An 11,306-nucleotide genomic window follows, 5' to 3' on the forward strand; every position below is an offset into this window, starting at 1 on the left:
CCGACCACGCCCCCGCCCCTTGGTACAGGCCAATTTCGGCCGCTTTGCGGGCGATGTGAAGGAGTCCTGCAGACTGGGGATCATGCACAGCGAACTGGTGACGGTCCCCGGCCTGCCCGAACGCCCCAACGAGGACTGGGCGGCGGTGGCACTGCCCGCCTCCGGCCGGGGCGGGACGGTCGTCCTGCTCGACGGGGTGACACCGCCGCGCGGCGACGACGGGTGCGTGCACTCGGTGCCCTGGTTCACCGCCCGGCTCGGCGGGGCGCTGACCGAACTGTCCGGTTCGCGGCGTGACATGACCCTGGCCGATATCCTCGCCGAGGCAATCCGGCGCACCGCCGACGCCCACCGCGGCACCTGTGACCTTTCTCACGTCCGTACGCCCCAGGCGACGGCGGTCCTGGTGCGCTGGGACGAGGAGGCGGTCGAGCACCTGGTCCTCTCCGACTCGGCGCTGCTCCTGGAGTCCCCCGACGCCCGGGTGACGGCGGTGCTCGACGACCGGCTCGACCGGGTCCCGCGCGAGGTGCTGCGCTCCCTGGAGGCCACCGACCGGCTGCGCAACGCCGAGGGCGGCTTCTTCACCGCGGCGGCCGACCCGTCGGTGGCGGCCCGCGCGGTGACGGGGACGACGCCGCGCGCCGACGTACGGGCGCTGGCGGCGCTCACCGACGGGGCCTCGCGCTGGGTGGAGCTGTTCGCGGCGGGCGACTGGGCGGACTGCTTCGGGGTGCTCCGCAAGGAGGGCCCGCGCGGCCTGGTGGAGCGGGTGCGGGCGCTGGAGGACGCGGAGGCCGAGGAGCGCGGCCAGGCCCCGCGCTGGAAGCGGCACGACGACGCGACGGCCGTCTTCGTGGAGCCGTAGGACCTCATGGGGCCGCCGGTCCGGGCGGCGGGCCCCGTCGGCCCGTCCTACTGCTCGCCCGCGCGGGCGTTCAACTGGTGCAGCAGCCGCGCCAGTTCGGCGACCTCGCCGCGGTCCCAGCCGGCCAGCTTGCGCACGTAGGTGTCGCGGCGGGCGTCGCGGACCCGGATGAAGCGGGCCCGGCCCTCCTCGGTCAGCCCGACGAGCCAGGCGCGGCCGTCGGCGGGGTCGGGGTCGCGGGCGACCAGGCCGAGGTCCTCCAGGGCGCGCAGCTGGCGGCTCATGGTCGCCTTGCCGACGCCGAAGTAACCGGCGAGTTCGGTGGCGCGCTGGCGGCCCGCCTCCTCCAGCCGGGCCAGCAGGCCGTAGGCGGCGGGTTCGAGATCGGGGTGGACCTCGCGGGCCATCTCCCCCGAGGAGGCCCGGGCGCGTCGCAGGAAGACCCCCAACTCCCGCTCCAGTGCCAGGAATTCGTGGTCCACACCAGTTTGCCCGGACGGTCCGCCGGTCGGCCCCGGTTCACTTCCCGTACCGCTTCCGTGCACGTCAGCACCCTTCGCCGCGTCTTACGAGACTGAAAGTTTCTTCCGGCGGCGCCCATCGCCGCAGCTGGGCAAGTATTTCGCAGGAGTAGACCAACGGCAGCACCCCGGGGCCCTTCCACCGCGGGGTTCTACGTGCGTAGCTTCAAGACTGACATGTCCACGCTAGGGCAGGTCCCCAGTCCCCCCACCGATGCTGTTCGGAGGCACCCCATGCCCGCGCACAGACCCGGCACCATCCGCACCCGCGCCACCCTGGCCGCCGCCCTGCTCGCGGCCCTCGCCCTGCTGCTCGCCCTGCCCGGCGGCGCCGGCGCGGCCGACCGCCCCGCCCGCGGCTCCGCCCACCTCGGCATGGGCGTCCCCTCCCACGACGGCGTCGGCGGCCTGCCGCGCCAGGACCGCGCCGCCCAGACCGAGGGCGTCGACGTCTCCAGCCACCAGGGCAACGTCGACTGGGCGGGCCTGTGGAACAGCGGCGTGAAGTGGGCCTACGTGAAGGCCACCGAGGGCACGTACTACAAGAACCCGTACTTCGCGCAGCAGTACAACGGGTCGTACAACGTCGGGATGATCCGCGGGGCCTACCACTTCGCCACCCCCGACACCACGGGCGGCGCCGCGCAGGCCGACTACTTCGTCGACAACGGCGGCGGCTGGTCCCGCGACGGCCGCACCCTGCCGGGCGCGCTGGACATCGAGTGGAACCCCTACGGCGACGCGTGCTACGGCAAGAGCGCGGCGTCGATGGTGACCTGGATCCGGGACTTCCTGAACCAGTACCGGGCGCGCACCGGGCGCGACGCGGTGATCTACACGGCGACCAGCTGGTGGAAGCAGTGCACCGGCAACTCCGCCGCCTTCGGCGCGACCTACCCGCTGTGGGTCGCCCGCTACAACACGACCGTGGGCGAACTCCCGGCCGGCTGGGGCTTCCACACCATGTGGCAGTACACCTCCACGGGCCCCGGCGTCGGCGACCACAACCGGTTCAACGGCGCGCTGGACCGGGTCCAGGCGCTGGCCAACGGCTGACGCCGCGGCACCCACCCCAGCAGAGGACACCCCGGCGTGAGCGGCGCCGGGGTGTCCTCGGGGTGAACGGATCGGTCCAGACCTCTTGCCTGTTGGTCCAGACCAATGCAACGCTCTCCGGGACGCCAACACCCCCACGCCCAGGGAGAGTTACGCATGTCCGCCTACCGAACGGCCGGTGCCCTCGGCGCCGCGGCCGCCACCGCGCTCGTCGTCCTCACCCCCGGCACGGCGAGCGCCCACGGCGCGGTGTTCAACCCGGTCAGCCGGATCGCCGCGTGCTACGCGGAGGGCCCGGAGACCCCCAAGTCCCAGGTCTGCAAGGACCTCGTCGCCGACTCGGGCACCCAGCCGCTGTACGACTGGAACGAGGTCAACATCGCCAACGCCGACGGCAAACACCAGCTGCTCATCCCGGACGGCAAGCTCTGCTCGGCCAACCGCGAGAAGTACCGCGCGCTGGACTGGGCCCGCACCGACTGGCCGGCCACCAGCGTCAAGGCGGGCGCGTTCGGCTTCAGGTTCCGGGCCACGGCCGCCCACTCGGGCACCATGACCGTCTACATCACCAAGCAGGGCTTCGACCCCACCAAGCCGCTGAAGTGGTCCGACCTGGACACCACGCCCGTCGCCACGTACGCGACCTCGCGCACCGCGGACAACGGCTACTACAACTTCACCGGCACCCTGCCCGCCCGCACCGGACGCCACGTCGTCTACAAGGTCTGGCAGCGCAACGACAGCCCCGAGGCCTTCTACAGCTGCTCCGACGTGGTCTACGGCTCCGGCGCCGCCGCCGCGGCGGCCCCCAGCGAGCGGACCATCGCCTCCGGCGCGTCGAAGTCCACCGTCAGCCACCACGGCCACGGCGGCGGCGAGGCCATCGCCCCGGCCGGAGCGACCTCCCCGGCCGGCTCCGCGGCGGCCCCGGCCCTCGCGGGCGGCGCGGCGGCCCTGACCTTCGCGGCGGGCCTGGTGATGTTCCGCACCCGCCGCCGCGCCGAGGAGCGGTAGCACCCGCGGGGCGGCGGACAGTAGGACCCGCGTGTTACCCGGCGCTCTCTAGGGGAAAGCGGAGCGGGTGAGCGAGGATGGTGCCATGGACCGGAACACGCAGTCCCGCCGGACGGGCCCGTGGCCCGCGGGTCGCCGCGGGGCCGCGGCCCTGTGGTGCGCCGCCCTGGCCACCACGCTCGCCGCCTGCTCCGCCGCCGGTGCGGCGGTCGATCCGGACGGCACCGGCACCCAGGCGAGGCCCGCGCTGCCCCAGCCCCAGAAGTCGGCCGTCCCGGCCGAGACCAGGCTGCCCTCGATGGGCGTCCTGCTCGACGGGGGCGGCCACTGGTGCAGCGCCAGCGTCGTGGACAGCCCCAAGGGCAACGTGGTGGTGACCGCCGCGCACTGCGTCTTCGACGACGAGGGCGCGCCGATGAAGGACTTCTCCTTCGCGCCCGGCTTCCACGGCAAGGACAAGGGGACGGCGCCCGAGGGCACCTGGAAGGTGCGGGCCGTCCAGGTGGGCGGCGCGTGGCCGCCGCCGGACGACTCCGACGACTCCTCCGACCAGGACGACTCCGACGCGGCGCAGACCGCGGCGGACAGCACCGACTTCGCCTTCCTGACCCTGGATCCCGACGCCAAGGGCCGCCAGGTGCAGCAGGTGGTGGGGGCCGAGGTGCCGGACTGGAACTCGAAGGCCGAGCGCCGGGTCACCGTCTTCGGCTACCCCAACGCCGAGCACAACCCGGACAACCACCCGATCGCCTGCACCACCGACACCACCAAGGACCCCGACCTGGACGGGTCGATGCTGATGGAGTGCGGCGGCTTCTTCGACGGCACCAGCGGCGGCCCCTGGCTGGCGGACTACCGGGACGCCGGCCACCGGGGCCGGATCATCGGCGTGACCAGCGGCGGCGACACCGACGCGGAGACGACGGCGGTGGTCTTCGACGACGCGGCGAAGGCGCTGTACGAGAAGGCGGCGCGCGCCTAGGGCGTACGGACAAGACGCGCGCCTGGTACGTACGGACAAGAGGGGAGGGGCCGCGCGGTGTGCGCGGCCCCTCCCCTCTTACCCACTCACTACGCGTACGGGTCAGGCCGCGGCCGGGACCGGCACCTCCGCCGGGGCCAGCGCGATCTCCAGGACCTGGCGCACGTCCGTCACCGGGTGGACCTCCAGCTTCTCCAGGATCTCGGCCGGGACGTCGTCCAGGTCGGGCTCGTTGCGCTTGGGGATCACCACGGTGGTGACGCCCGCCCGGTGCGCGGCCAGCAGCTTCTGCTTCAGGCCGCCGATCGGCAGCACCCGGCCGGTCAGCGAGACCTCACCGGTCATCGCCACGTCCGGGCGGACCAGGCGCCCGCTGAGCAGCGAGGACAGCGCCGTGACCAGCGTGATGCCGGCGCTCGGGCCGTCCTTGGGGACCGCGCCCGCCGGGAAGTGCACGTGCACGCCCCGGTCCTTCAGGTCGCCCACCGGCAGCTCCAGCTCCGCGCCGTGCGAGCGCAGGAAGCTCAGCGCGATCTGCGCGGACTCCTTCATCACGTCGCCGAGCTGGCCGGTCAGGGTCAGCCCCGCCGCGCCCGTCTCCGGGTCGGCCAGCGACGCCTCGACGTACAGCACGTCGCCGCCGGCTCCGGTGACCGCGAGGCCGGTGGCCACGCCGGGCACCGAGGTGCGCCGCTCGGCCGGGTCCTGGGCGGACTCGGGCACGTGGTGCGGGCGCCCGATCAGCCCGCGCAGGTCGCCGTCGGTGACGGTGAACGGCAGCTCCCGCTGCCCCAGCTCGTGCTGGGCGGCCACCTTGCGCAGCAGCCGGGCCACGGCGCGCTCCAGGTTGCGCACGCCGGCCTCGCGCGTGTACTCGCCGGCCAGCTTGCGCAGGGCGCCCTCGTCCAGGGTCACCTCGCCGGGCTCGATGCCGGCCCGCTCCAGCTGGCGCGGGAGCAGGTGGTCCCGGGCGATGACGACCTTCTCGTCCTCGGTGTAGCCGTCGAGGCGGACCAGCTCCATGCGGTCGAGCAGGGCCTCCGGGATGGCTTCGAGGACGTTGGCGGTGGCCAGGAAGACCACGTCGGACAGGTCGAGCTCGACCTCCAGGTAGTGGTCCCTGAAGGTGTGGTTCTGCGCCGGGTCCAGGACCTCCAGGAGGGCCGCCGCCGGGTCGCCGCGGAAGTCGGAGCCGACCTTGTCGATCTCGTCGAGCAGGACCACCGGGTTCATCGACCCGGCCTCCTTGACGGCCCGGACGATCCGGCCGGGCAGCGCGCCCACGTAGGTGCGCCGGTGGCCGCGGATCTCCGCCTCGTCGCGCACGCCGCCGAGGGCGACCCGCACGAACTTGCGGCCCATCGCGTGCGCCACGGACTCGCCCAGCGAGGTCTTGCCGACGCCGGGCGGGCCGACCAGCGCCAGGACCGCGCCGCCGCGCCGCCCGCCGACGACGCCCAGGCCCCGGTCGGTGCGGCGCTTGCGCACGGCCAGGTACTCGGTGATCCGCTCCTTCACGTCCTCCAGGCCCGCGTGCTCGGCGTCCAGCACGGCCTGGGCGCCCCGGATGTCGTACGCGTCCTCGGTCCGCTCGTTCCAGGGGATCTCCAGGACGGTGTCCAGCCAGGTGCGGATCCAGGAGCCCTCCGGGGACTGGTCGCTGGAGCGCTCCAGCTTCTCGACCTCCTTCAGGGCCGCCTCGCGGACGTGGGACGGCAGGTCGGCGGCCTCCACGCGGGCCCGGTAGTCGTCGGACTCCTCGCCCTCGGACTCGCCGTTCAGCTCGCGCAGCTCCTTGCGGACGGCCTCCAGCTGGCGGCGCAGCAGGAACTCGCGCTGCTGCTTGTCGACGCCCTCCTGGACGTCCTTGGCGATGGACTCGGCCACGTCCTGCTCGGCCAGGTGCTCGCGCAGCTGGTCGGCGGCGAGCTTGAGGCGGGCGACCGGGTCCTCGGTCTCCAGGAGCGCGATCTTCTGGGCGGTGGTCAGGAACGGCGAGTAGCCGGAGTTGTCGGCCAGCGCGCCGACGCCGTCGATCTGCTGGACGCGGTCCACGACCTGCCAGGCGCCGCGCTTCTTCAGCCAGCTGGTGGCGAGGGCCTTGTACTCCTTGACCAGCTCGGCCACCTGGCCGGGCAGCGGGTCGGGGACGTCCTCCTCGACGGCCGTGCCCTCCACCCACAGGGCGGCGCCGGGTCCGGTGGTGCCGGCGCCGATGCGGACCCGGCGGCGGGCCCGGATCAGGGCGCCGGGGTCGCCGTCGGAGAGCCGGCCCACCTGCTCGACGGTGCCGAGCACGCCGGTGCCCGCGTAGGTGCCGTCGACGCGCGAGACGAGCAGCACCTGGGGCTTGCCGCCGGCGCGGGCGGCGGCCTGGGCGGCCTCGACGGCGGCGCGCACCTCGGTGTCGGACAGGTCGAGCGGCACCACCATGCCGGGCAGGACGACCTCGTCGTCCAGGGGCAGGACAGGCAGGGTGAGCGGTGCGGACGTGGAAGCCATGATCTCCCCTTCGGCAGTCAAGTTGAGCTGTACGGACTCAATGCACATGAGCCGCCCAGTGTTCCCCGACGGCTGTTCGCTCTGAGCGATCAGGGGGAAGCGCAGGTCAGGGGCGCGGGCCGGGCCAACGGCGAAGGGCCCCGGAGCGGCGCTCCGGGGCCCTTCCTCGTACGCGACTCAGGCCGCGGCGGATCCGTACGCCCCGACCCAGCGGCGGGCCAGCGGCCAGCTCGCGACGCCGATCAGCAGGGCCAGCAGGTGGCCCCAGTCCGAGAGCGGGTCGGAGAAGGCCAGCAGGTCCTGGAGCACCATCAGCGAGACCACCGCGAGGACGGCGGTGCGGGCCAGCGGGCGCAGCAGGCCCGCCAGCGCCCCCAGGCTGGCCATCAGGCCGAAGCTGATCCCGTAGTCGAGGCGGTGCAGCGAGCTGGCCGGGAGGTGGCCGGCCACCACGGACAGGCCCACCGGCACCTCCGTCGCCAGGGTCGCCACCACGTGCCCCAGGGCGAACAGCGCGGCCGTGCGCCACGCCCCGACCCGGCGCTCCAGCGCCGTCAGGACGAAGAGGAAGGCCAGCGCGAAGGGCGAGGTCAGCCCGCCAGCGATCCACAGCGCGCTGCCGAGCAGCACGGTGAGCGGGCTGCTCACCAGGTGCGCCACGTCGGTGCTGGAGCCGCGCAGCAGCGAGTCGACCGTGTCCGGGTCGCCGTACTGGGCGTACAGGGACGTGCCGATCAGGACGAGGGCGTAGCCGAAGGTGAACGGGGTGCCCTTGGGCGTGGGCAGGAGGCGCAGCGCGTGTCGCCACCAGGGGGTGGCGAGGGACGCCGGGAGGGTGGCGCCGCGCTGTGCGGGGATGGCGTCGAGCAGGCGGACACCCCCGGCCGCCGTCGCGTACGACTGCTCGTACGACTGCGTCTGTGCCACGCCGAGGCTCCTTACGTCCGTACCGTTGTGCAAGCCCCCCGGACCACCCTGCCCCACGCCCCACGTGACGATCACCGGGATCGGCCATGACCTGCGTCACACCGCGACCACCCGGAGCAACCATCGCACGGCCGCGCGCGTCGCGCACACGTCAACGGGGCTCCCCCCGGCACCGGCACCCCCGGGGAAAAGGCGGCGCGCCGGCCCGCCGGACCCGGCTACGTTGCCGTCATGGCTACGACACTCGACCGCCGCGAGGGACCGCACGGCGAAGTGGTGCTGCGGCGCAACGGCCCGCACTACGAGATCATCGCCAACGGCACCTTCCTGATGGACACCTCCGACGGGCGCTCCGAGCGGCTGCTCGTCGACGCGGCGCTGGCCGCCCTGGACGACCGGCCCGCCCCCACCGTGCTGATCGGCGGACTCGGGGTCGGCTTCTCGCTCGCGCACGCCGCGGCCGAGCCGCGCTGGGGCCGGATCGCCGTGGTGGAAAGGGAGTCGGCGATCATCGAGTGGCACCGCACCGGCCCGCTCGCCGAGTTGTCCGCGGCGGCGCTCGCCGACCCGCGCGCCGAGGTCCTCCACACCGACCTGGTGCGGTACGTGCGTGAGGCGTCGGACACATACGACGCGCTCTGCCTCGACATCGACAACGGCCCCGACTGGACCGTCACCGAGGACAACGGGTCGCTCTACTCACCCGTCGGACTGGCGTGCTGCGCCGCGCGGTTGACGCCCGGAGGGGTGCTCGCGGTGTGGTCCGCACAGCCCTCCGGGGAATTCGAAGAGTCATTGCGGAATGCCGGATTCACCGGGGTAAGGACCGAAGAGGTGCGGGTTGCCCGGGGAGTTCCCGACGTGGTCCATCTCGGCGTTCGCCCTGCGTAGCCGTAACTCCTCCACTGCCCTTACGCTGCTGACCGGACACCACGATCTACGGACGCGGTTCGCGCGCGGTGCGGGAAGCGACGCGGGAATCAACACGCGCGACAGGGGCGGGGCGATGGAGCAGACACACACCAGCCACAACGGTGCCGCGCAGTACCCGGCGGCCAGTGCCCAGCGCCGGGTGCTGGTCGTCGAGGACGACGCGACCATCGTCGAGGCCATCTCGGCACGGCTGCGGGCGGAGGGCTTCCTCGTCCAGACGGCGACGGACGGCCCGGCCGCGGTCGACGCGGCCGAGGCCTGGCAGCCGGACCTGATGGTCCTGGACGTGATGCTGCCCGGCTTCGACGGCCTGGAGGTCTGCCGCCGGGTCCAGGCCCAGCGCCCGGTGCCGGTGCTGATGCTCACGGCGCGTGACGACGAGACCGACATGCTGGTCGGCCTGGGCGTCGGCGCCGACGACTACATGACCAAGCCCTTCTCGATGCGCGAGCTCGCCGCCCGGGTGCACGTGCTGCTGCGCCGGGTCGAGCGCGCCGCGCTGGCGGCCGTGACGCCGCGCAGCGGCATCCTGCGCCTCGGCGAGCTGGAGATCGACCACGCGCAGCGCCGGGTGCGGGTGCGCGGCGAGGACGTCCACCTCACCCCGACCGAGTTCGACCTGCTGGTCTGCCTGGCGAACACCCCGCGCGCGGTCCTCTCCCGCGAGCAGCTGCTCGCGGAGGTGTGGGACTGGGCGGACGCCTCGGGCACCCGCACCGTCGACAGCCACATCAAGGCGCTGCGCCGCAAGATCGGCGCCGAGCGCATCCGCACGGTCCACGGCGTCGGCTACGCGCTGGAGACCCCCGCGCCATGAGCAGGTCGTCGGCGTCACCCCGGTCCCGGCTGAGGAGGTCGCTCACGATCTCGATCAAGACGAAGCTGGGCACGCTGGTCGTGGTCTCGGTGTTCATCACGACGGGGCTGCTGATGGTCGCCCTGCGCACCGAGACGGAACTGCGCTTCATCACGGTCTTCTCGGTGATCGCCACCCTGCTGATCACCCAGTTCGTGGCGCACGGCCTGACCGCGCCGCTGGACGAGATGAACACCGTCGCGAAGTCCATCTCGCACGGCGACTACACCCGCCGGGTGCGCGGCGCCGACCGCCGTGACGAGCTGGGCGACCTGGCCTCCACGATCAACCGCATGGCGGACGACCTGGAGGCCGTCGACCACCACCGCAAGGAACTGGTCGCCAACGTCTCGCACGAGCTGCGCACCCCGATCGCCGCGCTGCGCGCCGTGCTGGAGAACGTGGTGGACGGGGTGTCGGCCGCCGACCCCGAGACCATGCGCACCGCCCTGAAGCAGACCGAGCGGCTGGGCCGGCTGGTGGAGACGCTGCTGGACCTGTCGCGCCTGGACAACGGCGTCGTACCGCTCAAGGCGCGCCGCTTCGAGGTGTGGCCCTATCTGTCGGGGGTGCTGAAGGAGGCCAACCTGGCGGCCTCGCAGCGCGGCCTGACCTCGGGCTCGGGCCACCACACCCGGACCGACGTGCACCTGCACCTGGACGTGTCGCCGCCGGAGCTGACCGCGCACGCGGACGTGGAGCGGCTGCACCAGGTGGTCGCCAACCTGATCGACAACGCGGTGAAGCACTCGCCGCCGCACGGCCGGGTCACCGTGCGGGCCCGGCGCGGCCCGCAGCCGGAGTCGCTGGACCTGGAGGTGCGCGACGAGGGCCCCGGCATCCCGGAGCAGGAGCGCCACAAGGTCTTCGAGCGCTTCAACCGGGGCGTGAAGTCCTCCCCGCACGGTCCGGGCAGCGACGGCGGGACCGGGCTCGGCCTGGCGATCGCCCGCTGGGCGGTGGATCTGCACGGCGGCCGGATCGGGGTGGCCGAATCGGCTCGCGGCTGCCGGATCCAGGTCACCCTTCCGGGGATTCCCCAAGCTCGCGGTTGACGTAGGGTTCGAACCGGAAGCGCCCGTTCTGCGTGTACGTACGTGGAACGGGGTCAGGGGTGCGGCGCGGGGGCGCCGTAGCCGCGGTGCCGCGTACCCAAACGGAGCGGAACCACGCTTGTTTCCCGCCAATTCTTACGCCGAAACACGCCTTCAAGTGTGACTTGCGCGACGATGGCATGCCCGGCCTGCACCTCTCGGCCGGGGAGGCGTAGCCTTTATTTCCGCTGTCCATCACCTTGTGAAGCGGAAGAGGGCGGTTGCCGCCGTGTCGTCTCAGTCCCCCAGTAACTCGAGCATCTCGACCGACCAAGAGGGGCAGGGAAAGTCCCCTGCCGCCGCTTTCGGTCCCAATGAGTGGCTCGTCGACGAGATCTACCAGCAGTACCTCCAGGACCCGAACTCGGTCGACCGAGCCTGGTGGGACTTCTTCGCCGATTACAAGCCGGGCGCCCAGGCGACCGGCACCGCAGAGAAGAAGCCCGCGACCGAAGGCACACCGGTGACCACGACCCCCGCAGCGGCCCAGGCCGCCCCGCAGGCCCCGGCCGCCGCTCCGGCCCCGGCCGCCGCCCCCGCCGCGCAGGCCCCG

Annotated in this window: 11 protein-coding genes; 8 read left to right on the forward strand and 3 right to left on the reverse strand. The window is 73.2% G+C overall.

Going from position 1 to position 11,306, the window contains the following annotated elements; genetic code table 11:
- The first annotated feature begins 82 nt into the window (after positions 1–82).
- On the forward strand, positions 83–868 hold the full coding sequence (locus tag ABT160_RS32525) for a hypothetical protein (RefSeq protein ID WP_351651525.1): 786 nt from the start codon (positions 83–85) through the stop codon (positions 866–868).
- A gap of 47 nt (positions 869–915) precedes the next feature.
- On the opposite strand, the gene ABT160_RS32530 is transcribed toward ABT160_RS32525, so the two are convergent.
- The gene (locus tag ABT160_RS32530; protein WP_351651526.1) at positions 916–1,413 is read right to left on the reverse strand and encodes a MarR family winged helix-turn-helix transcriptional regulator; all 498 of its coding nucleotides are present in this window, start codon (positions 1,411–1,413) and stop codon (positions 916–918) included.
- 210 nt (positions 1,414–1,623) lie between these two features.
- Here ABT160_RS32530 and ABT160_RS32535 point away from each other — a divergent pair, with 210 nt between their 5' ends.
- The 3 genes from ABT160_RS32535 to ABT160_RS32545 all read left to right on the forward strand — a co-directional run bounded on the left by ABT160_RS32535 (position 1,624) and on the right by ABT160_RS32545 (position 4,441).
- Complete coding sequence (locus ABT160_RS32535) at positions 1,624–2,445, forward strand: lysozyme (protein ID WP_351651527.1); 822 nt, start codon at positions 1,624–1,626, stop codon at positions 2,443–2,445.
- A 156-nt stretch (positions 2,446–2,601) separates the two neighbouring features.
- Positions 2,602–3,459 carry a lytic polysaccharide monooxygenase auxiliary activity family 9 protein gene (locus ABT160_RS32540; RefSeq protein WP_351651528.1) on the forward strand — a complete coding sequence of 286 codons (858 nt, stop codon included), beginning with the start codon at positions 2,602–2,604 and terminating at the stop codon, positions 3,457–3,459.
- 85 nt (positions 3,460–3,544) lie between these two features.
- Positions 3,545–4,441, forward strand: coding sequence for a trypsin-like serine peptidase (locus ABT160_RS32545; protein ID WP_351651529.1), 897 nt, complete (start codon positions 3,545–3,547; stop codon positions 4,439–4,441).
- A gap of 102 nt (positions 4,442–4,543) precedes the next feature.
- Here the strand turns inward: ABT160_RS32545 and lon are convergent, their stop codons facing one another.
- Complete coding sequence (gene lon, locus ABT160_RS32550; protein WP_351651530.1) at positions 4,544–6,943, reverse strand: endopeptidase La; 2,400 nt, start codon at positions 6,941–6,943, stop codon at positions 4,544–4,546.
- A gap of 177 nt (positions 6,944–7,120) precedes the next feature.
- Complete coding sequence (locus ABT160_RS32555) at positions 7,121–7,870, reverse strand: rhomboid-like protein (RefSeq protein WP_351651531.1); 750 nt, start codon at positions 7,868–7,870, stop codon at positions 7,121–7,123.
- A 231-nt stretch (positions 7,871–8,101) separates the two neighbouring features.
- Here ABT160_RS32555 and ABT160_RS32560 point away from each other — a divergent pair, with 231 nt between their 5' ends.
- From ABT160_RS32560 to ABT160_RS32575, 4 genes are all read left to right on the forward strand, one after another.
- Positions 8,102–8,761: a spermidine synthase family protein gene (locus tag ABT160_RS32560; protein ID WP_351651532.1), complete on the forward strand. Its 660-nt coding sequence runs from the start codon at positions 8,102–8,104 to the stop codon at positions 8,759–8,761.
- 115 nt (positions 8,762–8,876) lie between these two features.
- Positions 8,877–9,620, forward strand: coding sequence for a response regulator transcription factor (locus ABT160_RS32565; protein WP_351651533.1), 744 nt, complete (start codon positions 8,877–8,879; stop codon positions 9,618–9,620).
- The gene (locus tag ABT160_RS32570) at positions 9,617–10,714 is read left to right on the forward strand and encodes a HAMP domain-containing sensor histidine kinase (RefSeq protein ID WP_351651534.1); all 1,098 of its coding nucleotides are present in this window, start codon (positions 9,617–9,619) and stop codon (positions 10,712–10,714) included. The genes ABT160_RS32565 and ABT160_RS32570 overlap by 4 nt, the downstream gene beginning before the upstream one ends.
- Positions 10,715–10,982: 268 nt before the next feature.
- Positions 10,983–11,306 (forward strand): 2-oxoglutarate dehydrogenase E1 subunit family protein (locus tag ABT160_RS32575; protein ID WP_351651535.1); only part of this gene is annotated, 324 nt, incomplete at its 3' end.

The organism is Streptomyces sp. NPDC001941, from assembly GCF_040296945.1.
Classification (GTDB): domain Bacteria; phylum Actinomycetota; class Actinomycetes; order Streptomycetales; family Streptomycetaceae; genus Streptomyces.

Excerpts from the sequence above, each read along its gene's own strand:
- ABT160_RS32525 (WP_351651525.1), top strand. The coding sequence starts at position 83 with ATGCACAGCGAACTGGTGACGGTCCCCGGCCTGCCCGAACGCCCCAAC.
- ABT160_RS32535 (WP_351651527.1), top strand. The coding sequence starts at position 1,624 with ATGCCCGCGCACAGACCCGGCACCATCCGCACCCGCGCCACCCTGGCC.
- ABT160_RS32540 (WP_351651528.1), top strand. The coding sequence starts at position 2,602 with ATGTCCGCCTACCGAACGGCCGGTGCCCTCGGCGCCGCGGCCGCCACC.
- ABT160_RS32545 (WP_351651529.1), top strand. The coding sequence starts at position 3,545 with ATGGACCGGAACACGCAGTCCCGCCGGACGGGCCCGTGGCCCGCGGGT.
- lon (WP_351651530.1), bottom strand. The coding sequence starts at position 6,943 with ATGGCTTCCACGTCCGCACCGCTCACCCTGCCTGTCCTGCCCCTGGAC.
- ABT160_RS32560 (WP_351651532.1), top strand. The coding sequence starts at position 8,102 with ATGGCTACGACACTCGACCGCCGCGAGGGACCGCACGGCGAAGTGGTG.
- ABT160_RS32565 (WP_351651533.1), top strand. The coding sequence starts at position 8,877 with ATGGAGCAGACACACACCAGCCACAACGGTGCCGCGCAGTACCCGGCG.
- ABT160_RS32570 (WP_351651534.1), top strand. The coding sequence starts at position 9,617 with ATGAGCAGGTCGTCGGCGTCACCCCGGTCCCGGCTGAGGAGGTCGCTC.